We start from the raw sequence: 22,845 nt of genomic DNA, 5'->3' as shown, positions 1-22,845 counted from the left end.
CAGCCTCACCCATACTGCGAACGAGGGCAGTTCCAGCGATCTCTGATCTTTGGCAGCGCGATCCACATGGTTGGTGGTTGAATCGACTGATGCTGGTTGAACGCGACGGGCCCGATGGTGAGGCTCCCTCGTGCCGTTCTATCCGTTCAACGAACCCGGACACGACATCACGTCGTACGAGGGTGCGTTGATCGAAGTGGATGATCGCGAGTTACGCGGCAGCATACGTATGCGGTGTCATCCCTCCCATCTGGACGTCCGTTGGCAGATCGACGAAGACGTGCCCGAGCGGTGGGCTCTGGGAGTGTTCGAAGAACCTGAGATCGATCTTCAGGTGCGCGAATCCGGCACGATCTATGCCATGCGCGGATTGCGCCACGACTTTGGTTCCGGATCCCTTGCCACATGAGCTTGGTTCGAGTGACGCACGGATGCGGCGGCTCCTGATCCACTGGCTGAACCTGCCAGCTATCCACAGCCCGGTCTTGCTCCGCACGGATGTCGGCGATAGATGGTCTGCATGGACTGGTAGATGGCGGCTCGACATCGGACCGTGGAGGCTGACACTTGATCGACGAAATGACCACGGAAGCGTGTGGGATGCCATCGGCAGCAACCCTGGCATCGCGATGACACACGTGATGGAGATCGTCCGGGTGGACGGCAGGCACTTCACCGCATGTCAGGTCGAACCCTGATCAAGACTGTCCAATATGGTGTGTCGTTCGCCTTTGGAGGATGGATCGCCCCGGCACTTCCAGTCGGCTTCGACGCGTACGGAACCGTCGTCTGGCGACAGTGGGCGTCGACGTTCTGCCATCCAGGACGTAACGGCGCTATGGCGAGGCTGCACTATCCGAACACGGTTGACCTTCACCACCTGCTCGCCACCGTGTACGAGGCATTTGTCGACGCCGATCGCGAGCACACCACCAGAATCGTCCTGTCGATGGCTGTCGAGTCCAACCCATGCGGGTCGGGTCGAGCAGCGAACGTTGACAGCATTCTCGGCGATTGAGCTGCTGAGTTGGCTCAACCTGAAACTAGACCGGGGGATGAGCAAGTCGAGCTACAATGCACTTCGAGCTGATGGGCGTCTGCGGAGACTCTTGAAAGATGCCCGCGTTGACGTCGCGGTCAACCCCACTCGGCAACCGACGCTTGCCGAGTTCGCTTTGGCGGAGTCAGAGTCATGCCTACCCGTCGACGGGCCAACGGCGGTGAGTCGAGTTCGCAACCGCTTGGTGCACCCCAAGGTGCCCCGCGACGAGGTCTATCATCTAAGAGGTCTGGTCGCCGACGTGTGGTTGCTGACCCGCCACTACGTCAATCTGCTCATCCTTCACTGGTTGAAGTACAACGGTTCGTACCAGACAGTGCTTGGACCCGGAGGGTGGGCGGGACGCCGATCCGGTGCCGTGGTCTTGAGGGTGACCGCCACGGGTGCCGGGGTTTCGTAGCCTTCGTGCTGCGATGCCAAAACACCGAGCGTTGTGACCGATCACGGCGAAGTGCAGCGGTTAGCGCCGGAAGGGGCGGCGGCCGTCGCGGGGAGGGAAGCTGTTGAACGGTTTGAACCAGGCGTGGGGACGGTAGTCGCCCATGCCGATCGAGGTGTCGGGGTCTTCGATGCCGTCGAGTTCGAGGTCGAACAGGTTGAGGATGTCGTGGTCTTGGAAGAGGACGTCTTTTGCCATGTCCCAGTCGAAGTGGTCGGGGTGTGCTGGGAGTGCTTCGATTGCGCGGGTCGCGCTGGGCCAGTCGTCGTGGACGGCGTCTCGGGACATGCTGATGGCGAGGTGGAGTGCCATTTCCTCTGCGGCGCAGCGGGGTTGGGGCCAGTCACCGTTGGCGAGGTCGTCTGCCAGGTCGGTGAAGGCGCGCGCGGCTTGGCGGCGCCAGACCGCGTTTTGGCGCCAGGTGATGGACGGGTATTCGTCGAATGTCGACCACCTGCCGTCGTTGGGGTCCGCGGGTTCGTCGCCGAACTGGATGACGTCTTCGTAGGCTAGGCCGGCGCGCAGTTGGCAGGTGGACCACAGGGTCGACGCGGTGCGGGGCGTGAGTTGATACCCGGCGCATTGCTCGCAGCTGTCACGGTCGCATGTGGAGGTCGGGAACAGGGCTGTGAAGTCGGGAACCTCGGCGTCGGTGATCGGCCGGCCGGTGGGGTCGATCTCGATGGCGTGCTGGTTGCTCTTGGTTGCTTCGAGTCCGGCGTCGTCGGGGATGGCGGTGAAGGGATCGGCGATCAAACTCACGGCTTCGACGATGTCGCCGATCACCAGAGCGCGTTTCTCGGCGCGGGCAGTTTCGCCTCGGTGTCGTCGTCGGTGGCGTAGTTGAGGCCGTCGATGTGGTCCAGTGCGACCTTCTCCAGTGCCGCGGGGTCGTTGACCTCGACGACGACTTCCATCAGGACCTTGACCCGCCGCGGCGCTGGCTGGGACTCACCCATCCGGCGAGCATACGACCGAGCGTCCATGTGATCACTCGAAGATCGGCGCACAGATTCGGCGTCCCGACCCACCCTGACCGTCGGCGGGCCGTCGCCCGATCATCGTGCCGTGTCCGACGCCAACCGCCGTGTGCTCGTTGATATCTACGTCGTGGGACGTCGACCGTCGCCAAGGAACGTCCGTCCGTGCCGGGACGACACGGCGCTGAACAGGGCGAATGGCGCCAGTTGTGGCCGGTTGTGGAAGTTCACCCGATCGGGAAGATCGACTATGACCCCTCAACGAGATCAACAGGCGCCGCAGGAGGACCGGCCTCCAGAATTTCTCCATACCGGTCGGTAGAACGATCTTTCCATCCACAAGGGACGATCAACAACGCGGCTGGCTAACAACATCAAAAAGCCCGTCTACCTGCGGAAACTTCCAGGTAGACGGGCGTTTCGATCGACCGTCGGGCTGACAGGATTCGAACCTGCGACCCCTTGACCCCCAGTCAAGTGCGCTACCAAACTGCGCCACAGCCCGGTCGCATCTCGCTCTCGCGAGTGCTTGGCAAGACTAGCGCACCGCTATCCGGATCAACGAATCGGGGGCGACGCGGGGACCCGTGATCGGCGGGTCCCCGCTGTCCCCTCGGTCCAGCGCCGACCCCGAGCGGCGCTGACGGGGTGACTATGGCTGGTTGGAGGGGTGGGGGATACCGGCGAGAGTGGGGTGTGGCGGGCCGACTTTGGTTGGTAGGTCGGCCACGACCGCGAAGCCGCCGGACGCGGTTGGGGCCGCGGTGAGGGTGCCGTCGGCGGTGTGGACTCGTTCGGTGAGGCCTGCCAGGCCGGTGCCGCCGCGGGTGTCGACGTCGTGGGGGCGGGTGGCGGGGCCGTTGGTCACCGCGACTCGGACTCGGCCGGGGCTCGGTTCCAACACCACTTGAACGGGTGCGCCGGGGGCGTGTTTGACGGCGTTGGTGAGGGATTCCTGGACGACGCGGTAGATGGCTCGGCTTACCAACGGTGACGCGGTGATGGGGGAGGACTCGTACGTCACCTGTACGCCTGCGTGGCGGGTTTGGGTGATGAGGGTGGGGATGTCGTCGATGCCGTGGCGGTCGGGGGCGACCAGGCCGAGGGTGGCGCGGGTTTCGGCGAGGGACTGCTTGGCCAGGTGGCGGAGGCGGTGGGCGATCTCCTTGGCGGCCGGGTCCGTCGTGGTGGCGGCGAGGGCGGCGGACTGGACGGCGATCAGGGTGGCGTTGTGGCCGACGTGGTCGTGGATCTCGCGGGCGATGCGGGTTCTTTCCTCCGACCGCGCTTGGTCGGCGCGGGCTTCCAGTTCGGCTTGGCGGGCTCGGTCGAGGTCGGCGAGGCTCGCGTCCAGGTGGGAGTGCAGGCGCAGCACCACGCCCATGGCCGCGGGGCCGCCTGCGGCCACCAGGGAGAACATCAGGCTCATGGCCTGGTCTCGGATGGTGCTGGTGAAGTCCAGTTGGACCGGGATGGCCAGGGCGAAGAACGCGGCGGTGACCCAGGCGATGGTGGCTCGCAGTTCGGTGTGTCTGCCCAGGTGGTAGAGGGCAACAATGGAGGGCGGCCAGCCCAGGCCGCCGACCAGGGTGGGTAGGCACGCGAGCACGGCAAGCCATGGCCACCGCAGCCGCAGGGGGAGCGCGAGGCAGGCCACGACGGCGGCGGGGAAGGCGAAGGCGAAGCGCGTCGGGTGCGACAGCAGTACCGCCGCCAGCGGGACGCCGATGACCAGTACCTCCACGCCGACCCGGCGAACCACGCTCACGGGCAGCCCACATCCACGCCGTGGACCAGCAGTGCCGCCTGGACGCGGTTGCGGACACCCAGTTTCGTCAGTGTCGCGGAGACGTAGCTCTTCACCGTCGCCTCCGTCAGGTTCAAGGTGGACGCGATGCGGGCGTTGGGGTGGCCGTCGCCGAGGAGGTCCAGGACCTGGCGTTCGCGGGCGCTCAGGGTCGCGAGCGCGCGGGCCTTGTTCAGGGAGACTCCGGCGCCGCGCAGTCTGGGGAGCAGGCGCGCGGTGATTCGGGGATCGAGCACCGCGCCGCCCGCGGCGAGGTCGCGGACCGCGCGGACCAGGGTCTCCGGCTCGATGTCCTTGAGGAGGAAGCCCTGGGCGCCCAGTTCGAGTGCCCGTGCGACGTAGTCGTCGAGGTCGAACGTGGTCAGGATCGCCGTGGCGGGTGGGGGATCCGGCAGCATCCGCAGGACGTCGATGCCGCCGAGGTGGGGCATCTGCACGTCGAGCAGGAGCACGTCCGGGTGGTGCCGGTTGACCGCGTCGATCGCGGCGTGGCCGTCGCCCGCTTCGGCGACCACGTCGATGCCGCCGCCCGCCTTGAGCAGGACGCCGAGGCCGTGGCGCAGCAGTGGCTCGTCGTCGGCAATGACGACTCTGATGGTCCCCAACACCTAGCCCACCCTAATCTTGAGCTGGGAAGACGCCACCTCAATAAGGAGTTCCGGCCGTGCCGATCGCCGATCTGGGTGACCGCAAACTGCACTACATCCGCCGCGGCCATGGCGTGCCGCTACTGCTGATCCAGGGCATGGGCGGGCACCACGGGCTGTGGGGCGAGCCGTTCCTGACCCGGCTCGAACGCGACTTCGACGTCGTGGCGTTCGATCACCGGGGGATCAGCCACAGCGACCCGGCCGAGGCGGGATTCACCATCGCCGACCTGGCCGACGACACCGCCCGGGTGCTCACCGCCATTGGCTGGGACGACGCGCACGTCATGGGGATCTCGATGGGCGGCATGGTGGCCCAGGAACTCGCGGTGCGGCACCCCGAGCGCATCCGGACCCTGACGCTCGGCTGCACCTACGCGGGCCCCGAGGGCGGGACCCTCGACGGACCGGGGCCGATGCGGATGATGCTGGCGGCCAACGCGGGCGGCGACGTCGGGACGATCCTGCGCGCGGCCTACGAGGCGAACCTGTCCCCGACGTTCCGCGCGGACGAGACCCGGTTCAGCGAGTTCGTCGAGGTGACGCTGTCGCAGCGGGTGCCGTCGCCGGTGATCATGATGCAGCTCCAGGCCGTCGCCCGGCACGACGCCGAGGCCCGGCTCAAGGGCGTCAAGATCCCCACGCTCGTCGTGCACGGCACCGAGGACGAGATGATCACCCCGAAGAACGGTGACCACGTGGCGAGCCTGGTGCCCGACGCCAAGCTCGCCAAACTGCGGGACGTCGGCCACCTGTTCTGGTGGGAGCAGCCCGACCGCGCGGCCGAACTGCTCCGCGAACATTGTCGCTAGTTCTTGCGCTGCTTCTTTTCCCGGACGCGTACCGAGATCCGGACCGGGCTGCCGGTGAAGCCGAACGTCTCGCGGAACTTCCGCTCGACGAACCGCCGGTAGCCCGCCTCCAGGAACCCGCTGGTGAACAGCACGATCGTCGGCGGCCGGACCGACGCCTGGGTGGCGAAGAGGATCTTGGGCTGCTTGCCGCCGCGGACCGGCGGGGGAGTGGCGGCCACGAGGTCCGACAGCCACGAGTTGAGCTGGCCGGTGGACACGCGCTGGTCCCACGAGTCCAGCGCCGTGCGCAGCGCGGGAGCGAGCTTGCGCACCGCGCGGCCGGTCAGCGCCGAGACGTTGACGCGCTCGGCCCACGGCACGCGGACCATGCCGCGGTCGAGTTCCTTGTCCAGCTGCAGGCGGCGGTCCTCGTCCACGAGGTCCCACTTGTTGAACGCCAGCACACAGGCCCGGCCGGACTCGACCACCATCGTCAGCACCCGCAGGTCCTGCTCGGCGATCGGCTCGCTGGCGTCGAGCAGCACCACCGCGACCTCGGCGGACTCGATGGCCGCCTTGGTGCGCAGCGAGGCGTAGTACTCGGTGCCGCTGGCGAAGTTGACCCGCTTGCGCAGGCCGGCGGTGTCGACGAACCGCCACACCTGCCCGTCCAGCTCGACCATGGAGTCGACCGGGTCGACCGTGGTGCCCGCGACCGCGTCGACGACCGCGCGGTTCTCGCCGGTCAGCCGGTTGAGCAGGCTGGACTTGCCCACGTTCGGCTTTCCGACCAGGGCGACCCGCCGCGGTCCGCCGGTGAAGCCGAAGGTCTCCTTGGGCGTCTCGGGCAGCGCGGCGAGGATGGCGTCGAGCAGGTCGCCGGAGTTTCGCCCGTGCAGGGCGCTGACCGGGAACGGCTCGCCAAGGCCCAGCGACCACAGCGACGCGGTGTCGGCGAGCAGCCGGTCGTCGTCGACCTTGTTCGCCACCAGGATCACGGGCACCTTCGAGCGGCGCAGCACCTTGGCCACGGCCTCGTCGGTCGCGGTGGCGCCCACGGAGGCGTCCACGACGACCAGCACGGCGTCGGAGTGGGTCATCGCGTACTCGGCCTGCACCGCGACCGCGGCCTGCAGGCCGTCGGCCTTGGGCTCCCAGCCGCCGGTGTCGAGCACGGTGAAGCGGCGGCCGTTCCACAGCGCGTCGTAGGCGACGCGGTCGCGGGTCACCCCTGGGGTGTCCTGCACGACCGCCTCGCGGCGGCCGAGGATGCGGTTGACCAGCGTGGACTTGCCCACGTTGGGCCGCCCGACCACGGCGAGCACCGGTTGGGGCGTCGCGCCGCCCTCGTCGCCGTCGGCGAACTCGTCGCCGATCGAGGCCCATTCGGACTCGTCGGTCCAGGTGCCGTCCAGCGTGTCATCGAGCTCAGTCATCGCTTCCGCATTTCGTCAACTTCTCGGACCAGGTCGGCGAGCCGGACCCGGATTACTTCGGTTGCCTCGGTGAGGCCGGAGCGCCCGCGGCCGACCGCGAGGTCGAACGGTTCGCCCACCATCATGTCGATCCTGGGCCGCCACCGCCGACCGCTGCCTTCCGGCCTGCGGGTGCCGCGGGTGGCCACCGGCAGCACGACCGCGCCGGTCTGGCGGACCAGCCAGGCCGCGCCCTGCTCGGCGGCGGCCACGTCGCCCGCGCCGCGGGTGCCCTCGGGGAAGATGCCGACCAGGCCGTCGTCCTTGAGGATGGCGACCGCGGTCAGCAGCGGCGCGCGGTCGGGCTCGCCGCGCTTGACCGGCACCTGGCCGATCGCCCGCAGCCCCTTGCCCGCCAGGCTCTTGAACATCTCCTGCTTCACCAGGAACACCGAACGGCGCGGCAGCATTCCGTAGATCAGCTGTGGTTCGAGCAGGGAGCTGTGGTTGGCCACGAGCACTACCGGCCCTGTGCGGGGGACCCGCTCCAAGCCGTGCACGCGGACGCGGAACGCGGGCTTGAAGCACCACGTGCCGATCCAGCGGCCCAGGTCATGGAACCAGGGCACCGCGCCATCGGGCAATTGCGTATTCATCGCCCCGCCTGCGCGTGGGTGCCACTGAGCCCGCGGTCACGGACGATCGCGAGCAGGTGGTCGACGACGCCGTTGATGTCCAGGTGGGTGGTGTCGACCTCGACAGCGTCCTCGGCCGCGCGCAGCGGTGAGGTCGCGCGGGTCGAGTCGAGCCGGTCGCGGCGCTCCACATCGGCCTTGACGGCGTCCACAGTGGACGCGCGGCCGTCGGCGGTGTCCTGTCGGGTGCGACGCGCGGCGCGGGCGTCGGCCGACGCGGTGAGGTAGACCTTGAGCCCGGCGTCGGGGGCGACCACGGTGCCGATGTCGCGACCCTCGACCACGATCCCGCCGAGCTTCGCGCGGACCTCGCTGATGATCTGCCGCTGCCGGGCGACCAGCAGCTCGCGCACCTTCGGCACCGCGGAGACCGCCGAGACGGCCAGGGTGACCCGCTGGCCGCGGATCTCGGTGGCCACGTCCTCCGCGCCGAGGTGGACCGACGCCCGGTTGGGCTCGGTGCCGACATGCAGGTCGACCGACTGGGCGGTTCTGAACACGGCACCCGCGTCGGCCGGGTCGACCCCGGCGCGCAGCACGGCCAGCGTCACCGCCCGGTACATCGATCCGGTGTCGAGGTAGCCGGCGCCCAGCGCGCCCGCCAACCGCCGGGCCACAGTGGATTTGCCGGTGCCCGAGGGGCCGTCCATCGCCACGACCCCACGCAGCTCGCCATGTCCCACCGCGGCATCCTCCTGGTAATCACGCCTTGACCAGTGGTTCATTCTGCCGTGTGCCCGCGCCAACTCTGTCGGTGGGCGGCGCTACGGTGCTCGACATGACCGACGTCACCGACAGCCCCACCGGCTGGGTCGCCAAACACATCGAGCGCTACGTGGCCACCGACGGCGCGGACGGGCACCTCTTCCAGGGCCACGCCGCGCTATTGCTCACCACACGGGGGCGCAAGTCCGGTGTGCCGCGCCGCACACCGCTGTTCTACGGCCGCGCGGGCGCGGCCTACCTGCTCGTCGCCTCCAACGGCGGGTCGGTCGGGCATCCGTCCTGGTATCTGAACCTGCGCGCCGAGCCGTCGGTCACGGTCCAGGTGCTCGGCGAGGTCTTCATGGCCACGGCTCGCACGGCAGGCCAGGACGAGCGGCCGGAGCTGTGGGACATCATGGTGAAGACCTTCGGCACCTACGCGACCTATCAGCGCAAGACCGAGCGGGAGATCCCGGTGGTCGTCTTGGAGCGCGGGTGACCGTCCTGTCGCTCAAGGCCCTCAACCGCGCCACCCTGGCCCGCCAGCTGCTCATCGAGCGGTCCGACCTCGACGTGCTCGCGGCCGTGGAACACCTGGTTGGGCTCCAGGCCCAGACCCCGCAGACCTGGTACGTCGGCTTCTGGTCGCGACTGCGCGGCTTCACCCCGGATCAGGCTTCCGACCTGCTGGAATCCCGCGACCTGGTGCGTATCGCGCTGATGCGCTCGACCATCCACCTGGTCTCCGCCGACGACTGCCTGCGGATCCGCCCGCTGCTCGACCCGATGCTGGCCAGGTCGATGAACGGCGTGTTCGGCAGGCGCATCGATGGCGTCGACCGGGACGCGCTGCTCGCGGCGGGCCGGGCCGTCCTCGAAGAGCGGCCGATGATCTTCAGCGATCTCGGCCGGGCGCTCGGGCGGACCTGGCCCGACCACGATCCCGACGCCCTCGCCCAGGCGGTTCGCGCCTGGACCCCGCTGGTCCAGGTGACGCCGCGCGGGCTCTGGGGCCGCCCCGGCGCCGCCGCGCACACCACGGTCGAGCACTGGCTGGGCCCCCGCGAGGTCGAGCCGATGAGCCTCGCCGAGATGGTCCGGCGCTACCTGGCCGCGTTCGGCCCGGCGTCGGTCAAGGACATCCAGCTCTGGTGCGGGCTCACCCGACTGTCCGAGGTGGTCAAGGGCATGGACCTGGCCAGGTTCACCGACGAGCAGGGCCGCGAGCTGTTCGACCTGCCCGACGCGCCCCGGCCGGACGCGGACACCCCGGTGCCGATCCGCTTCCTCTACGACTACGACAACCTGCTGCTCTCCCACGCCGACCGTTCCCGCGTGATCACCGACGGCTACCGCGGCCAGGACTTCGACCCGCACGGCCCGATGCCGCGGGTGATCCTGATTGACGGCATGACCGCCGGCCTGTGGACCACCGAGATCACCCGAGACCGCGCGGTCCTCTCCGCGCGCGGTCTGAGCAAGCTCACCAAGGCGCAGAAGTCGGAGATCGAGGCCGAGGGCGCGGGCCTGCTGGGCTTCCTCGCCCCCGGCATCGAGCACGAGGTTCGCGTCGCCTGACCCCACAGCCAACACCGGCACCGCGCTATCCCTGTGTGATCCCGTCACGCAGGTTCTTCAAAGTCTTGCTCAGCAACCGCGACACATGCATCTGCGAAAGCCCGACGCGGCGGGCGATCTCGGTCTGGGTCAGGTTCCCGTAGAAGCGCAGCAACAGGATCCGACGCTCGCGCGCGGGCAGCTGCTCCAGCAGCGGACGCAGCGTCTCGTGGTACTCGACGCCCTCGATGGCGTCGTCCTCGGCGCCGAGACGGTCGGCCACTGGGCCGTCGTCCTCGCCGGGGCCGAGGATCTCGTCGAGTGACTGCGCGCGATAGACGTTGCCCGCCTCGATGCCCTCGTAGATCTCCTCTTTGGACAGTCCAAGCCGGGCGGCCAGCTCGCTCGGTGCCGCGGCCCGGCCCAGGGTCTGGGCGAGTTCGGCGCAGGCCGCGGTGATGGCGAGGTGGCGTTCCTGGAGTCGGCGCGGCACGCGCACCGACCACCCGGTGTCACGGAAGTGCCTGCGGACCTCTCCCATGATCGTCGGGATGGCGAAGGCGAGGAAATCGGTGCCCCGTCCGGGATCGAACCGGTCGACGGCGTTGATCAGGCCGACCGTGGCCACCTGCAGCAGGTCGTCGTGCGCCTCGCCACGGTGGTTGAACCGCTGCGCGATGTGCTCGGCCACGGGCAGGTACTCGGTGATCAGCCGCTCGCGGGCGGTCTCCCACGCGGGCGTGCCCGCCGTCTCGAACAGCGGCCTGAGGTGCCCATAGCCCGCTGAGGCGTCCCGCCACGCGGCGCGGGTCAAGCCTGGCTGCGTCATCGTGGCCCCTTCTGGGCGACACCGACGCGGATTTCGACCGCGTGCGGTGCGCTTGTCCGTCGAGTCACAGGACATAGGTACCCGCTCTCCGCACAACTCAAGCGAAACCAGCGCGCCCGCGCCTGCCGGAGGCGGCACGCTGTCGACCGGCGCCGCCGCCGTCGGCGGTGCGTAAGTCCACTGTGGATCGGGCGGCGTCGAGGTCGCTGTCCGGCACGAGCGCCTCATGTGCCCGCGTCACCAGTCGGCCGGTCGCGTCGACGAGGAAGAATTCCTCCTCGACCCCTACCGCGCCGCCGTCCATAACGCGGATGGTGCTCCCGTGCCGGTTTCAACGCCCCCCGAACGGGTAGTCGACAGGTGACTGATTCACGCGAATGGGGAGGCGACAGTGGCCAAGCGGGTCTCGGACGCGATGCACATGTTGCTCACAGCGGTCCGGTCGGGCGACATCGACTCGGTGTCCGGCCTGCTCAAGGGGTGGTGCGGGCCGGAGCACCCCGGGGGCGAGGACTACGTGGCACTGGTGGCGGCGCTGATCGGGGAGGGCGGCCGCAAGATCAGGGAAGCCGAGACCGCGGCGGTCGACGCCGCCTTCGTGCTGGAGGTGCACAGCGAGGGGGCCGCGCTCGATATCGACGCCGTCGACCCGCCGGTGCGGGCCGCGCTGCGCGCCCAGCTTGCCTGGCTCAACGACGACCCCGCCGACGTGGACTTCCAGATCAGAATGGTCGCCGACCATGGCGACAGCGACGACCGGATGACGATGCTGGTCAACACGCTGGTGTGGGCGGTCTAGTCACGAGGCTGCCGGGCGGGTAGCGCGAACCAGACGATGCCGAAACCAGCGGCCGTGATCGCGGTGATGACGGCCGACGCGGGCTGCCCCAGGGTCACATCCGAGCGCGATCGCCGTTCGTTGACGTCGCGAGGGCCTCGGCGCCGCGCTGGTCGTCGGGCCAGGTGTGCCACTCAGTCATGTGCCGGACGTACCCGGCCGGGGACCGGCGGAAACTCGGGTCTGTTGGTCGAGTCAGATCCTCACGCCGGGATCGCGGCCTGAGTCGACGGGGTGACCGGGTCCACGATGTCGGCGAAGTCGTCGTGACGCTTGAGATACGCCGCCACGAACGGGCAGATCGGCACGATCCGCCTGTCCGCCGCGCGGGTGTCGGTGAGGGCGCCCGCGATCAGCTTGCCCGCCAGGCCGCGGCCGGAGAAGCGGTCGTCGATCTCGGTGTGGAAGAAGATTCGCTGGTGGTCGCGGTCGACGTACTGGGTATAGCCCGCTACTTCCCCGCCGACGCTGACCTCGTACCGCCCTGGCGAGTTCTGGACCGCGATCTGTTCATCCGTCACACCCTCAGTATCGCGGTATAGCCTGAATGGCGCAGTGACGTTCACATCGTGAGTCGGGGTTGCATGAGTAATCTGGAGAACGCTCCTGCCGAGTTGGTCTGCGCGCGCGCAGACGGGCCGGGCAAGGTGCTCGACGCGCGGGAGGTTCCGCTTGGCGGGCCGCGGGCGATGACGGTCCGGCGCACCCTGCCGCAGCGCGAGCAGTCGCTCATCGGGGCCTGGTGCTTCATCGACCACTACGGCCCCAGCGAGGGCGACATGCGCGTCGACGGCCATCCGCACACCGGCCTGCAGACCGTGTCGTGGCTGTTCAGCGGCGAGGTCGAGCACCGCGACACGACCGGCGCCCACGCCATCGTGCGGCCGGGGGAGATCAACCTGATGACGGCGGGTTCCGGCATCGCCCACTCTGAGTACTCGACCGACGCCTCGAACGTCCTGCACGGCACCCAGCTCTGGGTCGCGCTGCCGGAGGCCGACCGGTTCGCCGACCCCGGATTCCAGCACTACGCCCCGCCCGCGGTCGACCATGACGGCGCCCGCGTGCTGGTCTTCCTCGGGACCCTGCTCGGCCAGACCTCGCCGGTGGCGACCTACACCCCGCTGCTGGGCGCGGAGATCACGCTGCGCGCGGGCCAAGAGCTGGTGTTGGACATCGATCCGGCCTTCGAACACGGTGTCCTGGTCGACACCGGCGACGTGATGGCGGCGGGCGTCTCGGCCAAGCCCGGTCAGCTGGTGTACCAGCCGACCGGTCCAGCGATCCTGACGGTGTGCGCGGGTGACGACGGCGCGCGGGTGCTCGTCCTCGGCGGTGTGCCGCTGGGGGAGCGGATCGTCATGTGGTGGAACTTCATCGGCCGGTCCCACGACGAGATCGTCGCCTTCCGCGACCAGTGGGAGCAGCAGCGCGCGGGCGGCGAGTCCATGCGGTACGGCACGTTCCCGGCGCAGTGGTCCCAGACGCTGCCCGCGCCCGCGCTGCCCAACATCCGGCTGAAGTCACGCGGATGAAGGTCATCCTGTTCGGCGCGAGCGGCATGGTCGGCCAGGGCGTGCTGCGGGAGAGCCTGCTCGCCACCGATGTCACCGAGGTCGTCGCCGTCGGGCGGTCGCCGCTGGGCAAGTCCCACCCCAAGCTGCGCGAGATCGTGCACAAGGACATGCTCGACCTGAGCCCGATCGCCGATCAGCTGACCGGTCTGGACGCCTGCTTCTACTGTCTGGGTGTGTCTTCGGCCGGAATGTCCGAAGTGGACTATACCAGGGTCACCCACGACTTCACCCTCGTCGCGGGCACGCTGCTGGCCGAGCGCGATCCCGGGATGACGTTCATCTACGTGTCCGGCTACGGCACCGACAGCACCGAACGCGGCCGGACGATGTGGGCCAGGGTGAAGGGCCGCACCGAGAACGAGCTGATGTCGCTGCCGTTGGCGACGTTCATGTTCCGGCCGGGGTTCATCCGGCCGATGCACGGGGTCAAGTCCAAGACCCGGCTCTACCGGCTGCTGTACGCGGTGGTCTCGCCGCTGTCCGGCCTGATCCAGCGGATCGCGCCCAACCAGGTCAGCACGACAGAGGGCATCGGCAAGGCCATGCTGGAGGTCGCGCGGTCCGGTGCGCCGCAGCCGATCCTGGGCACCCGGGCGATCAACGCCCTCGCCGATGGGCCAGGACCAGCGCGACCATGACCGCGCCGGTCACCCCGATCAGCCGCGGCACGTCGATCGCGGGCTTCCAGCGCACGGTGCCGCGCTGGATCACGAACGCCCCGGACGGCCGGGCGACCAGCCCGAACCCGGCCCCGTCGACCTTGCCCGCGGGCTCGTCGCCGGAACCGCCACCGCCGCCACCGTAGACAGTGGCGGCGGCGATGACGGTGATCCCGTCGCGCTCGTAGGGCTCGGCATAGACGGTGCGGGCGCTCAGCGAGTCCCGCACGGTCTTGATCGCATCGATGAAGGCCACACCGACGACCTTACGAGCCCGACGCGGTCCCGACGACTCACTGGTCGCCGGACTCGCGGCCCGCGACCTCGGGGTAGTCGCAGCGGAACTTGGCCGGAGGCCGTCGAGGATCAGGTCGAGCCCGAAGGTGAACGCGGGCACGCCGTCGTAGCGGCCTTCCATGACATGAACGGCGAGTTCGGTCAGGTGCGGGAACTCGCCCGGGGGGAAGCCTCGCCGCCCGGGTGTGAGCTACGGCGCCGGGTCGCCCTCGGCTTCCTTGCGCGCCTGGGCGCGGCGGCGCTTGCCCTCGTGCATGGCCTGCACCCGGGCGACCGGGATGGCGTGGCCCTCTTCGACCAGATCGGCGGGCAGGGTCTGCGGGGCGGGCATCCGCTCGGCCCACGGGTCGCCGTCGAGGAGGGCGGGCGCGGTGTGGATGGTGAAGTCGGCGGGCTTGATCGAGTCGAGGTCGTCCCACGACACCGGGAACGACACCGGCGCTCCCGGTCGCACCCGCGGGCTGTAGGCGGCGACGATGGTCGCGCCCCAGGAGCGGGTCGAGTCGAGGAAGACCTTGCCGCCGCGGTCTTCGATGATGTACGCCGTCGTCGCCACCTCCGGGTCGATCAGCTCGGCCCGCGCGGCTACGGCCCGGGTGGCGGCGGCGACGTCGTCCATCGGGGTGGTGAGGTCGACCGGGACGAAGATGTGCAAACCCTTGGCGCCACTGGTCTTCACCGCGCCCGCGAGCCCCGCGTCGGCCAGCGCCTGCCGGACCAGGAACGCCGCCCGGACGGCAGCCGGGAACGATTCGCCTGGCGGCGGGTCGATGTCGAGGATCAGGTGCGTGGCGTGGTCCGGCACGGCGGTCGTGGTCAGCGTGGTGTGGTACTCGACGGACCGCTGGTTCGCGAACCAGAGCAGCGTGCGACGGTCGTCGCAGAGGCCGTAGGAGATCTCCCGCTTCGACGCCTCCGCCCACACCCCGACCCGCCGGACCCACGACGGGGTGTACTTCGGCAGGTTCTTCTGCATGAACGGCGCCTGCCCCGGCCGCACCCGCTGGACCGACAGCGGACGGTCGCGCAGGCCGGGCAGGATCCGCTCGCTGACGGCGTCGAGGTAGTCGATCAGGTCCCGTTTGGTGGCGCCGGACCCGTCGAACAACGGCGAGTCGAGACTGGTCAGGGAGACACCGTCGCGCACTTCGTCTTCGCTCACCCGATCACCATCTCACAACGGGCATCTCACTGGCCGTGGCGGCGGTCGCCCATCACCAGTTCGCTCACCCGCGCCTCGGACTCGGCCGAGAACGGACTCCGGTGGGCGGCCACCGCCCACCGGGTCTCCTCGGCGACCAGATCGGCGTTGATCTGGGCCGCGGCCCACGCGCCCGCCGCGGCAGCGGCGCCGACCTGGGCGACCACATCGGTGACGTTGCCCGCGAGCCACACCCCGGCCACCTCGGTGCGGCCGCTCGCGTCGGCCGGGAGGTAGTCACCGTGCCCCGACGGATGGGCCACTGCCCGCAACCCGAGCGTGGCGAGGAAACCCGCCCGCACCACCATCCGCGACGCGACCGCCACGACCGCACGGTCCACCACGGTGCCGTCGCCCAACCGCACGCCGACCAGGCGATCGTCGACGATCTCCAGCGCCGCCACCTCGCCATCCACCACACCGATCCCACGCGCGGCGAGCTGCTCGGCCTCGTCGGAGGTCGGCCGTGTGCCGTTGGCGAAGTACGTGACATCGGCACTCCACTGCCGGAACAGCAACGTCTGGTGCACTGACATCGGTCCGGTGGCCAGCACCCCGATGGTCTGGTCGCGCACCTCCCAGCCGTGGCAGTACGGGCAGTGCACCACGTCCCGGCCCCACCGTGCCCGCAGCCCCGGCACGTCCGGCAGCTCGTCGACCAGCCCGGTGGCCACAAGCACCCTGCGCGCCCGCACGGTCCGACCGTCGACCAGATCCACCACGAACCCCACCCCGTCGCGCGCGATGTCACCGACCTCGCCGAGGACTACGTGACCGCCGTAGCCGCGGACTTCCGACCGGCCGCGCTCCTGCAACTCGGCCGGGGAGATCCCGTCGCGCGCCAGCAGCCCATGCACCCCCTCGGCCGGCGCGTTGCGCGGGGCGCCCGCGTCGATCACGACCACGGACCGGCGCGCCCGCGCCAACATCAGGGCCCCGCTCAGCCCCGCGGCGCCACCGCCGACCACCACCACGTCATAGCTGTCATTCAGCTCGTCGGTCACCATGACCACCTCCACGACCACCTTGCGAGTCGGGCGGCGGTTTCCGCAACCTTTGTTGCCGGTTCGGCAACTCACTTGATCTTGATTGGACAGTCGGGAGTGGTCGTCCGCAAGGCGGGGATGAGCAGGATGGTCACGGCAAGGGACAGCGCGGCGCACTCGCGGACATGACCGCGGTTGTCGGTGCGGCGGCCTATCGTGCTTCCCGTGAGCAGGCACGACCAGCACAGGAGATCGTCATGAGCACGCTGTCCGAACGACCCAACACCGCGTTGATGGTGATCGACGTCCAGGTCGGGGTCGTGGCCGAAGCCCATCAGCGCGACGCCGTGGTCGCCAACATCGGGACTCTTGTCGACAAGGCGCGTCAAGAGAGTGTCCCGGTCGTCTGGGTCCAGCATTCCGATGAGGACTTGGCGACGGGAAGCTCCGCTTGGGAGTACGTGCCGGAGTTGGTTCGGCAGGAGGCGGAGCCGCTGGTGCACAAGACGTTCGGCGATGCTTTTGAGGGCACCGACCTGGAGGACGTGCTCGCCGGGATCGGAGTCGGCCGTCTGGTCGTCACCGGCGCGCAGACCGACGCCTGTATCCGCTCCACGATTCATGGCGCCTTCGCGCGCGGCTACGACGTCACCCTCGTCGGCGACGCGCACACGACGGAGGACCAGAGCGCCTGGGGAGCGCCGTCGCCGGACAAGGTCATCGCGCACACGAACCTCTACTGGCGGTACCAGACCGCGCCCGGCCGCACCGCCGGGGTTACGGAGACGAAGGACGTGTCATTCAGCGCGGACTAGACCTCGAGTCTTTTGGCGAATGTCGTGCCAGGACGGCCGTCGGCGGTGACCTCCTGGCCCGTGCGCACGAATCCCGTTCGGGTGAGCACGGCCTGGGAAGCGTGGTTGTCCAGGGCCGCGCCCGCTCGCAGCAGGGTCAGGCCGAGTTCGCGGGCCGCGAGGTCGCAGATCCGCCGCACCGCCGAGGTGGCCACACCCCGGCCCACGGCGGACCGCGCGATCCGGAATCCGAGTTCGGCCGCGCCGTCGGCGACGTCGACCAGATTGACCCGGCCTTGGACGCGGCCGTCGGAATCCACGAGAAGGTAGAAGTGGTGGAGCCCAGCGGCCTGCTCGGACAGCAGTTCCGCGTGCCGCTGGTCGAAGTGGGCGAAGTAGTCGTCACCGCGATCGGGCACCGACTCGGCGAAGTAGGCCCGGTTCTCCCGTTCGAACGCCAGGAGCGCGGGCCCGTGGTCGGCACGCAGCCGTTGGAGTTCGGGCATGATCACCCGCGCATCGTAGACATCGCGGCGCGCGCGCAGTGGGTCAGGCGCGAGCTAACTTATCCCCATGGTGAAGAGCGGCGAGGTCACCGCCCTGGTCGCGCGCAGCGTGGAACCCGGGTGTGAGCGGCAGTTCGAGCAGTGGGTGCAGGGCATCCTTGAGGAGGCGGCCAAGTTCCCCGGTCACCTGGGCCACGGCCTGCTGCGCCCCGCCGAACCCGGCCAGCCCTGGCACGTGATGTACCGCTTCCGTGACGAGTCCACCTACGAAGCCTGGCAGGCGTCGGGGGAGCGGGCGGCCTGGTTCGCCAAGGCCGACGGACACCACGAGGAGACCGCCCGCCGGGAGCTGACCGGCCTGGAGGCGTGGTTCGAGTCGGCGGACGCGCCGCCGAAGTGGAAGATGGCGATCAGTTCGGGCCTGGGGATCTTCCCGCTGACCCTGTTGGTCAACCTGGTCATCGCGCCGAGCCTGGGTGGCGTGCCGATCGTGCTCAGAACCGTGCTCATCACCGCGTTGTTCAGCGTGATGATGACCTACGTGATCATGCCGAACGTGGCGCGGGTACTGCGGGGCTGGCTGCACCCATCTCGGGGGTAGAAACGGCTGTCCGATCGAGCGACTGCCCGGTGACGGTCTCGACTGCTGCAATGGCGCAATGGGATCTAGTGGCACCGCCCGTGTGCGCGGACTGGCAGCGGAACTGAAGACACTCCGGAAGAACTCGGAGCGAACAACCCTGGAGATCGCCAAACGCAGTGGCTTCTCGCCCCCGGTGCTGAACCGGATGGAGAACGGGCTGCGGGAGGTGACCGTGGAGGAATGCGCGACTCTCCTGGCGATCTACGGGATCAAGGGCAAAGAGCGCATCCGCATCATGAACCTGGCCAAGCAACCCGGCGACATGCTGATCTTCCGTGGCGACGTGGCCGAAGTGCTGCGAGCCCTGGTCAACTTCGAGTCGACTTCGACCCGCATCGTTGAAGGCTCGATGATGCGGGTCCCCGGCCTTCTCCAAACGGCCGACTACATGCGCGCTGTCATGGTGATCGCCCGCATGTCCCCGGACTACATCAAGGACATGGTGGCGACCCGGCTCAAGCGCCAGGAGGTCCTGTGGAAGCAGGGTGCGCCCACCTACCTAGCGATCCTCGATGAGATTGCCATCCGCCGCCGAACCGGCAGCGCCGAGCTGATGGCCGAGCAGATCGTCCATCTCTGCGACATGGCCCAGCGGCCGAACATCGACATTCGGGTAATCCCGATCGACCATGGTGCCCACGACGGACTTGATGGCAACTACAAGCTCATGGAATTCGCGAAGGGGGATCCGGTCATCCTGCTTGAACACCGCTCATCCTCGCTGTTCGTCGACGAGAGCAGCGAGATCGAGTTGCACCAGAACGTGACCGATAGACTGGTCGAGGTGGCGCTCAGTTCAGCCGACACGGTGAAGTTCCTGCGGCGCCTGGAGGCGGAATTCCGGCGGGAGTGAAACGAAATGGATCTTCGTAACGCTGAGTGGCGGAAGTCGAGCTTCAGCGATCATCAGCTCGACTGCGTCGAGGTGGCGTTCGTGGGTGGGGCAGTAGGGGTTCGGGATTCCAAACGCCCTGGACCTGCGATTGTGCTCAATTCGCATGCTTGGCGGCTCGCGGTGGAACAATGGAGGGATGCCGGGCGCCAGCACTAGCGCGGGGACCGCGCACCAGGGCCGTGTGCGGAGACTGCGCGCGCGGTGGGCCGAGCTGCCTCCGGACGCGTCGATCCGGCTGGCCAAGCGCACGTCGAACCTGTTCCGGCACCGCCGTGGCGCCGGAACCGTGCACGTCGCCGAGTTCACCCACGTCCTCCACGTCGACCCGGTCGCGCGGACCGCTGACGTCGAGGGCATGGTCACCTACGAACAGCTCGTGGACGCCACCCTCCCGCACGGCCTCATGCCGCTGGTCGTGCCCCAGCTCAAAACCATCACCCTCGGCGGCGCCGTCACCGGTCTCGGGATCGAGTCCTCGTCCTTCCGCCACGGGATGCCGCACGAGTCCGTCCTCGAACTGGACATCCTCACCGGCGACGGCCAGGTCGTCACCGCGCGGCCGGACAACGAACACCGCGCCCTCTTCCATGGCTTCCCCAACTCCTACGGCACCCTGGGCTACGCGCTTCGGCTGACCATCGAGCTCCAGCCGGTCCGCCCGTACGTCCACATCCGCCACCTGCGCCACCGCGACCCCGCCGCGTACTTCGCCCAGCTCGCGGAGGTCTGCGCGGCCGGGGAACACGCGGGCGAGCCGGTCGACTTCGTGGACGGCACGATCTTCGGCCCCGACGAGCAGTACCTGACTCTCGGCACCTTCACCGATCAGGCGCCGTACACCAGCGACTACACCTGGCTCGACATCTACTACCGCTCGATCCAGCACCGCGGCGAGGACTATCTGTCCGTTCGCGACTATCTCTGGCGTTGGGACACCGACTGGTTCTGGTGCTCGGCCGCGCTCGGCGTGCAGAAGCGGCCCGTTCGCAGGGTGCTCGGCAGGCGGTTCCTGCGGTCGGACGTGTACTGGAAGATCGTCGCGCTCGACCGGAGGTTCGGCCTGTCGCGGCGGGTGGACCGGTGGCGGGGGCTGCCGCCCAGCGAGCCGGTCGTGCAGGACATCGAGGTGCCGGTCGACCGAGCCGCGGAGTTCCTGGACTTCTTCCACCGGGAGATCCCGATCAGCCCGATCTGGGTGTGTCCGGTCCGGCTGCGTGCGCCCGTCGAGTGGCCGCTCTACACGATGAACCCGGACACTCTGTACGTGAACTTCGGCTTCTGGTCCTCGGTCCCGCTGGCCACCGGCGAGGCGCCCGGCACGCACAACCGGCTCATCGAGCGGACCGTCACCGACTTGGGTGGCCGAAAGTCCCTTTATTCCGAAGGATTCTACGCTGAGGACGAGTTCTGGAAGCTCTACAACGGACCGTCCTATCGAGACTTGAAAGCCAGGTACGACCCTGGTGACCGGCTATTGGACCTGTACGAGAAATGTGTCAGGGGGAAGTGATGACTGTCGCGTCCGCATTCGTCGCCCTGCTGCCGCCCGACGGCGACATCTGGGTGACCGCCTACGACGGGAGTTCGGCGGGCAATCCCGCCGCAACGGTCCGCCTCGACCTGTCCACGCCGGAGGCCGTCAGCTATCTGCTGTCCGCGCCCGGTGAACTCGGTCTCGCGCGGGCGTACGTCACCGGCCACCTCAAGATCACCGGCGGGCTCTACGCCACCCTCGACGCGCTGCTGCCCATCATGGACGACCTCAGTACGCGCGATGGCTTGCAGCTAGTGCGGGAACTCGCCCGCGACCACCTGCGCCGGATGCCGCACCCGCCGGAGGAACTGCCGGGCCGCGCGCGCCGGACGCTGACCGGCCTGCGCCACTCGCGGCAGCGCGACAGCGTGGCGATCTCGAACCACTACGACGTGTCGAACCGGTTCTACGAGATGGTTCTCGGCCCGTCCATGGCCTACACCTGCGCGTGCTACCCGACCGACGACGCGTCCCTGGAAACGGCGCAGTGGACCAAATTCGACCTGGTCTGCCGCAAACTCGCCCTCGAACCGGGCATGCGCCTGCTCGACGTCGGCTGCGGCTGGGGCGCCATGGCCATCCACGCGGCCAAGCACTACGGCGTCGACGTCCTCGGCGTGACGCTGTCGCGGGAGCAGGCGCTCTGGGCGCAGAAGGAGATCGCGACCCAGGGGCTCACCGACCGGGTCGAGGTCCGCCACCAAGACTACCGCGATGTCACCGAGTCCGACTTCGACGCGGTGTCGTCCATCGGCCTCACCGAGCACGTCGGCGCGGCCAACCTGCCGGGCTACTTCCGTTTCCTGGCAAGCAAACTGCGTCCCCACGGCCGTCTGCTCAACCACAGCATCACCCGGACGACGACCAGCGCGCCGCATCGCGTCGGCCCGTTCTTCGACCGCTATGTCTTCCCGGACGGCGAACTCGAAGGCGTCGGCGATATCGCGTCGGCCATGCAGGACAACGGGTTCGAGATCCGCCACGACGAGAACCTGCGCGAGCACTACGCCCGAACGCTGGCCGCCTGGTGCGCCAACCTCGACACCCATTGGGACGAGGCCGTCCGGGACGCGGGCATCGGGCGGGCTCGGGTGTGGGCGCTTTACATGGTGGCGTCCCAGCTGGCGTTCGACCGGCACGAACTGGAACTGCACCAGCTGCTCGGCGTGAAGGTGGATGAGCGGGGCGGCAGCGGCATGCCACTGCGCCCTACCTGGGCCTCCTAGAAAGGAGTGTGCTCCAGCCAGTGCTTGATCACGGCCGAGTCGCCGTGGACCTCGACGCGGTCATCAAGGGGGACGCGGCGCAGCAGCGTGAGCAGGATGTCGGCCGCCGACCCGCGGACCGCGGCGGCGGCCTTGCCGTGCGCCTGCTCCCAGACGATCTTGTCGCCGTCGGTGGTGATCAGCCACTCGCCTTCGGTGTCGGTGGCGTGCAGGTGCAGTGAGGAGCCCTCGGGGAGCACGCCCGTGCCGCGCAGGCCGACCAGGAACAGCCACTCCGAGATCGAGTCGGCCGCGATCACCGGCTCGATCTCGAACTTCGCACCGACCGCGAGCACCGCGTCGGCCCGGTGCACGACCACCTCGTGCAGCCTGCGCCGCAGCCACCACGTGCTCGGCCGGGGGCCGGTGAACGTCCACACCGGCGCCTCCCCGGTCGCGGCGACCCCGGCGATCAGCACCTGGGGGCCTTCGACCAGCCAGTCGACCGCCGCGTCCCAGTCCTCGGGGGCCTTGCCGCCGACCACGGACTTGGTGTCGATCGGCGCCTGCGCCCGCTCACGGCTGATCTGGGCGGCCCAGCGGTCGCCGCGACCCATGTGGGTGACCAGGTGGCGCAGGGTCCAGCCGGGGCAAGTCGGCACTTCGGTGTCCGGGTCGGCGGCCCGCGCCAGGTCGGCCAGGAGGCGGTTCTGCTCGATCAGTTCAGCGGCGAAATCCATGCCGCCATCTTATTGACCGCCACCGACAATCGGTGGCGGTCA

Annotated in this window: 29 protein-coding genes and 1 tRNA gene; 14 read left to right on the top strand and 16 right to left on the bottom strand. The window is 69.0% G+C overall.

Features of this window, described 5'->3' with window-relative positions:
- Positions 1-130: 130 nt before the first annotated feature.
- Positions 131-409 carry a hypothetical protein gene (locus BN1701_RS12115; RefSeq protein ID WP_054048367.1) on the top strand — a complete coding sequence of 93 codons (279 nt, stop codon included), beginning with the start codon at positions 131-133 and terminating at the stop codon, positions 407-409.
- A 270-nt stretch (positions 410-679) separates the two neighbouring features.
- Positions 680-1,018 (top strand): hypothetical protein, encoded by a 339-nt coding sequence (locus BN1701_RS35470; RefSeq protein ID WP_157367928.1) that lies wholly within the window; start codon positions 680-682, stop codon positions 1,016-1,018.
- Between the two features lie 502 nt (positions 1,019-1,520).
- On the opposite strand, the gene BN1701_RS12105 is transcribed toward BN1701_RS35470, so the two are convergent.
- The 5 genes from BN1701_RS12105 to BN1701_RS12090 form a co-directional block, all read right to left on the bottom strand.
- On the bottom strand, positions 1,521-2,285 hold the full coding sequence (locus tag BN1701_RS12105) for a hypothetical protein (RefSeq protein WP_054048363.1): 765 nt from the start codon (positions 2,283-2,285) through the stop codon (positions 1,521-1,523).
- Positions 2,282-2,458 (bottom strand): hypothetical protein, encoded by a 177-nt coding sequence (locus tag BN1701_RS35465; protein WP_157367927.1) that lies wholly within the window; start codon positions 2,456-2,458, stop codon positions 2,282-2,284. Before BN1701_RS35465 ends, BN1701_RS12105 begins: the two co-directional genes overlap by 4 nt.
- A gap of 452 nt (positions 2,459-2,910) precedes the next feature.
- Positions 2,911-2,984, bottom strand: a tRNA-Pro gene (locus BN1701_RS12100).
- 147 nt (positions 2,985-3,131) lie between these two features.
- The gene (locus tag BN1701_RS12095; protein WP_054048361.1) at positions 3,132-4,247 is read right to left on the bottom strand and encodes a sensor histidine kinase; all 1,116 of its coding nucleotides are present in this window, start codon (positions 4,245-4,247) and stop codon (positions 3,132-3,134) included.
- Entirely contained in the window at positions 4,244-4,894 is a 651-nt protein-coding gene (locus tag BN1701_RS12090; protein WP_157367926.1) for a response regulator transcription factor, read from the bottom strand. The genes BN1701_RS12095 and BN1701_RS12090 overlap by 4 nt, the downstream gene beginning before the upstream one ends.
- 56 nt (positions 4,895-4,950) lie before the next feature.
- Between BN1701_RS12090 and BN1701_RS12085 the strand changes: the two genes are divergently transcribed.
- Positions 4,951-5,745 (top strand): alpha/beta fold hydrolase, encoded by a 795-nt coding sequence (locus tag BN1701_RS12085; protein ID WP_054048358.1) that lies wholly within the window; start codon positions 4,951-4,953, stop codon positions 5,743-5,745.
- Here the strand turns inward: BN1701_RS12085 and der are convergent.
- The 3 genes from der to cmk are packed head-to-tail and all read right to left on the bottom strand — an operon-like array spanning position 5,742 to position 8,487.
- Positions 5,742-7,163 (bottom strand): ribosome biogenesis GTPase Der, encoded by a 1,422-nt coding sequence (gene der, locus BN1701_RS12080; protein ID WP_054048356.1) that lies wholly within the window; start codon positions 7,161-7,163, stop codon positions 5,742-5,744. The genes BN1701_RS12085 and der overlap by 4 nt on opposite strands.
- Complete coding sequence (locus BN1701_RS12075; RefSeq protein ID WP_054048354.1) at positions 7,160-7,798, bottom strand: 1-acyl-sn-glycerol-3-phosphate acyltransferase; 639 nt, start codon at positions 7,796-7,798, stop codon at positions 7,160-7,162. The genes der and BN1701_RS12075 overlap by 4 nt, the downstream gene beginning before the upstream one ends.
- The gene (gene cmk, locus BN1701_RS12070; RefSeq protein ID WP_054055803.1) at positions 7,795-8,487 is read right to left on the bottom strand and encodes a (d)CMP kinase; all 693 of its coding nucleotides are present in this window, start codon (positions 8,485-8,487) and stop codon (positions 7,795-7,797) included. Before cmk ends, BN1701_RS12075 begins: the two co-directional genes overlap by 4 nt.
- Before the next feature lie 128 nt (positions 8,488-8,615).
- Here cmk and BN1701_RS12065 point away from each other — a divergent pair, with 128 nt between their 5' ends.
- Together BN1701_RS12065 and BN1701_RS12060 are read left to right on the top strand one after the other, a co-directional pair.
- Positions 8,616-9,041, top strand: coding sequence for a nitroreductase family deazaflavin-dependent oxidoreductase (locus BN1701_RS12065; RefSeq protein ID WP_054055802.1), 426 nt, complete (start codon positions 8,616-8,618; stop codon positions 9,039-9,041).
- Positions 9,038-10,120, top strand: a complete 1,083-nt coding sequence (locus tag BN1701_RS12060; protein ID WP_054048352.1) for a winged helix DNA-binding domain-containing protein — start codon at positions 9,038-9,040, stop codon at positions 10,118-10,120. The genes BN1701_RS12065 and BN1701_RS12060 overlap by 4 nt, the downstream gene beginning before the upstream one ends.
- A 25-nt stretch (positions 10,121-10,145) precedes the next feature.
- Here BN1701_RS12060 and BN1701_RS12055 read toward each other — a convergent pair whose 3' ends face one another.
- Positions 10,146-10,928 carry an RNA polymerase sigma factor SigF gene (locus BN1701_RS12055; protein ID WP_054048350.1) on the bottom strand — a complete coding sequence of 261 codons (783 nt, stop codon included), beginning with the start codon at positions 10,926-10,928 and terminating at the stop codon, positions 10,146-10,148.
- Between the two features lie 97 nt (positions 10,929-11,025).
- Positions 11,026-11,232, bottom strand: a complete 207-nt coding sequence (locus tag BN1701_RS12050; RefSeq protein ID WP_054048348.1) for a hypothetical protein — start codon at positions 11,230-11,232, stop codon at positions 11,026-11,028.
- An 87-nt stretch (positions 11,233-11,319) separates the two neighbouring features.
- Between BN1701_RS12050 and BN1701_RS12045 the strand changes: the two genes are divergently transcribed.
- Complete coding sequence (locus BN1701_RS12045; protein ID WP_054048347.1) at positions 11,320-11,727, top strand: hypothetical protein; 408 nt, start codon at positions 11,320-11,322, stop codon at positions 11,725-11,727.
- A gap of 242 nt (positions 11,728-11,969) precedes the next feature.
- Here BN1701_RS12045 and BN1701_RS12040 read toward each other — a convergent pair whose 3' ends face one another.
- Positions 11,970-12,287, bottom strand: coding sequence for a GNAT family N-acetyltransferase (locus BN1701_RS12040; RefSeq protein ID WP_054048346.1), 318 nt, complete (start codon positions 12,285-12,287; stop codon positions 11,970-11,972).
- A 63-nt stretch (positions 12,288-12,350) separates the two neighbouring features.
- Here BN1701_RS12040 and BN1701_RS12035 point away from each other — a divergent pair, with 63 nt between their 5' ends.
- Both BN1701_RS12035 and BN1701_RS12030 read left to right on the top strand, forming a co-directional pair.
- A complete protein-coding gene (locus BN1701_RS12035; RefSeq protein ID WP_054048345.1) occupies positions 12,351-13,301 on the top strand; it encodes a pirin family protein in 951 nt (316 codons plus the stop codon).
- Positions 13,298-13,981, top strand: a complete 684-nt coding sequence (locus BN1701_RS12030) for an epimerase (protein ID WP_054048344.1) — start codon at positions 13,298-13,300, stop codon at positions 13,979-13,981. The genes BN1701_RS12035 and BN1701_RS12030 overlap by 4 nt, the downstream gene beginning before the upstream one ends.
- On the opposite strand, the gene BN1701_RS12025 is transcribed toward BN1701_RS12030, so the two are convergent.
- The 3 genes from BN1701_RS12025 to BN1701_RS12015 form a co-directional block, all read right to left on the bottom strand.
- Complete coding sequence (locus BN1701_RS12025; RefSeq protein WP_231949574.1) at positions 13,941-14,420, bottom strand: hypothetical protein; 480 nt, start codon at positions 14,418-14,420, stop codon at positions 13,941-13,943. The genes BN1701_RS12030 and BN1701_RS12025 overlap by 41 nt on opposite strands.
- 69 nt (positions 14,421-14,489) lie before the next feature.
- Positions 14,490-15,461 (bottom strand): DNA polymerase domain-containing protein, encoded by a 972-nt coding sequence (locus BN1701_RS12020; protein ID WP_054048343.1) that lies wholly within the window; start codon positions 15,459-15,461, stop codon positions 14,490-14,492.
- A 26-nt stretch (positions 15,462-15,487) separates the two neighbouring features.
- The gene (locus BN1701_RS12015) at positions 15,488-16,507 is read right to left on the bottom strand and encodes an NAD(P)/FAD-dependent oxidoreductase (protein WP_197672084.1); all 1,020 of its coding nucleotides are present in this window, start codon (positions 16,505-16,507) and stop codon (positions 15,488-15,490) included.
- A gap of 236 nt (positions 16,508-16,743) precedes the next feature.
- Here BN1701_RS12015 and BN1701_RS12010 point away from each other — a divergent pair, with 236 nt between their 5' ends.
- The gene (locus BN1701_RS12010) at positions 16,744-17,301 is read left to right on the top strand and encodes an isochorismatase family protein (RefSeq protein WP_054048341.1); all 558 of its coding nucleotides are present in this window, start codon (positions 16,744-16,746) and stop codon (positions 17,299-17,301) included.
- Here the strand turns inward: BN1701_RS12010 and BN1701_RS12005 are convergent.
- Positions 17,298-17,786: a GNAT family N-acetyltransferase gene (locus BN1701_RS12005; protein ID WP_054055799.1), complete on the bottom strand. Its 489-nt coding sequence runs from the start codon at positions 17,784-17,786 to the stop codon at positions 17,298-17,300. The two genes, BN1701_RS12010 and BN1701_RS12005, sit on opposite strands and share 4 nt — an antisense overlap.
- A 67-nt stretch (positions 17,787-17,853) precedes the next feature.
- Here BN1701_RS12005 and BN1701_RS12000 point away from each other — a divergent pair, with 67 nt between their 5' ends.
- The 5 genes from BN1701_RS12000 (at position 17,854) to BN1701_RS11985 (ending at position 22,084) form a co-directional block, all read left to right on the top strand.
- Positions 17,854-18,387: an antibiotic biosynthesis monooxygenase gene (locus tag BN1701_RS12000; RefSeq protein ID WP_054048339.1), complete on the top strand. Its 534-nt coding sequence runs from the start codon at positions 17,854-17,856 to the stop codon at positions 18,385-18,387.
- Positions 18,388-18,469: 82 nt separating this feature from the next.
- On the top strand, positions 18,470-19,282 hold the full coding sequence (locus tag BN1701_RS11995; RefSeq protein ID WP_172803233.1) for a Scr1 family TA system antitoxin-like transcriptional regulator: 813 nt from the start codon (positions 18,470-18,472) through the stop codon (positions 19,280-19,282).
- 6 nt (positions 19,283-19,288) lie between these two features.
- Complete coding sequence (locus BN1701_RS34215) at positions 19,289-19,480, top strand: DUF397 domain-containing protein (RefSeq protein WP_082859802.1); 192 nt, start codon at positions 19,289-19,291, stop codon at positions 19,478-19,480.
- Entirely contained in the window at positions 19,461-20,834 is a 1,374-nt protein-coding gene (locus BN1701_RS11990; protein ID WP_054048335.1) for an FAD-binding oxidoreductase, read from the top strand. The genes BN1701_RS34215 and BN1701_RS11990 overlap by 20 nt, the downstream gene beginning before the upstream one ends.
- Entirely contained in the window at positions 20,834-22,084 is a 1,251-nt protein-coding gene (locus BN1701_RS11985; RefSeq protein WP_231949573.1) for a cyclopropane-fatty-acyl-phospholipid synthase family protein, read from the top strand. The genes BN1701_RS11990 and BN1701_RS11985 overlap by 1 nt, the downstream gene beginning before the upstream one ends.
- Here the strand turns inward: BN1701_RS11985 and BN1701_RS11980 are convergent.
- Positions 22,081-22,803, bottom strand: a complete 723-nt coding sequence (locus BN1701_RS11980; RefSeq protein ID WP_054048330.1) for a maleylpyruvate isomerase family mycothiol-dependent enzyme — start codon at positions 22,801-22,803, stop codon at positions 22,081-22,083. The two genes, BN1701_RS11985 and BN1701_RS11980, sit on opposite strands and share 4 nt — an antisense overlap.
- Positions 22,804-22,845 lie beyond the last annotated feature (42 nt).

Source organism: Alloactinosynnema sp. L-07, from assembly GCF_900070365.1.
Classification (GTDB): domain Bacteria; phylum Actinomycetota; class Actinomycetes; order Mycobacteriales; family Pseudonocardiaceae; genus Actinokineospora.
The sequence above is the reverse complement of the archived record's forward strand: the minus strand, read 5'-3'. Positions and strand labels throughout refer to the sequence as shown.

Bases quoted from the DNA above. Each gene is read 5' to 3' on its own strand.
- BN1701_RS12015 (WP_197672084.1), bottom strand. From the start codon at position 16,507: ATGGTGACCGACGAGCTGAATGACAGCTATGACGTGGTGGTGGTCGGC.
- BN1701_RS12025 (WP_231949574.1), bottom strand. From the start codon at position 14,420: ATGGAAGGCCGCTACGACGGCGTGCCCGCGTTCACCTTCGGGCTCGAC.
- BN1701_RS12000 (WP_054048339.1), top strand. From the start codon at position 17,854: ATGGTGAAGAGCGGCGAGGTCACCGCCCTGGTCGCGCGCAGCGTGGAA.
- BN1701_RS35465 (WP_157367927.1), bottom strand. From the start codon at position 2,458: ATGGGTGAGTCCCAGCCAGCGCCGCGGCGGGTCAAGGTCCTGATGGAA.
- BN1701_RS12030 (WP_054048344.1), top strand. From the start codon at position 13,298: ATGAAGGTCATCCTGTTCGGCGCGAGCGGCATGGTCGGCCAGGGCGTG.
- BN1701_RS35470 (WP_157367928.1), top strand. From the start codon at position 680: ATGTCAGGTCGAACCCTGATCAAGACTGTCCAATATGGTGTGTCGTTC.
- BN1701_RS12065 (WP_054055802.1), top strand. From the start codon at position 8,616: ATGACCGACGTCACCGACAGCCCCACCGGCTGGGTCGCCAAACACATC.
- BN1701_RS12055 (WP_054048350.1), bottom strand. From the start codon at position 10,928: ATGACGCAGCCAGGCTTGACCCGCGCCGCGTGGCGGGACGCCTCAGCG.
- der (WP_054048356.1), bottom strand. From the start codon at position 7,163: ATGACTGAGCTCGATGACACGCTGGACGGCACCTGGACCGACGAGTCC.
- BN1701_RS11980 (WP_054048330.1), bottom strand. From the start codon at position 22,803: ATGGATTTCGCCGCTGAACTGATCGAGCAGAACCGCCTCCTGGCCGAC.
- BN1701_RS12005 (WP_054055799.1), bottom strand. From the start codon at position 17,786: ATGCCCGAACTCCAACGGCTGCGTGCCGACCACGGGCCCGCGCTCCTG.
- BN1701_RS12050 (WP_054048348.1), bottom strand. From the start codon at position 11,232: ATGGACGGCGGCGCGGTAGGGGTCGAGGAGGAATTCTTCCTCGTCGAC.
- cmk (WP_054055803.1), bottom strand. From the start codon at position 8,487: ATGGACGGCCCCTCGGGCACCGGCAAATCCACTGTGGCCCGGCGGTTG.
- BN1701_RS12035 (WP_054048345.1), top strand. From the start codon at position 12,351: ATGAGTAATCTGGAGAACGCTCCTGCCGAGTTGGTCTGCGCGCGCGCA.
- BN1701_RS34215 (WP_082859802.1), top strand. From the start codon at position 19,289: ATGGATCTTCGTAACGCTGAGTGGCGGAAGTCGAGCTTCAGCGATCAT.
- BN1701_RS12010 (WP_054048341.1), top strand. From the start codon at position 16,744: ATGAGCACGCTGTCCGAACGACCCAACACCGCGTTGATGGTGATCGAC.
- BN1701_RS11990 (WP_054048335.1), top strand. From the start codon at position 19,461: ATGCCGGGCGCCAGCACTAGCGCGGGGACCGCGCACCAGGGCCGTGTG.
- BN1701_RS11985 (WP_231949573.1), top strand. From the start codon at position 20,834: ATGACTGTCGCGTCCGCATTCGTCGCCCTGCTGCCGCCCGACGGCGAC.
- BN1701_RS12075 (WP_054048354.1), bottom strand. From the start codon at position 7,798: ATGAATACGCAATTGCCCGATGGCGCGGTGCCCTGGTTCCATGACCTG.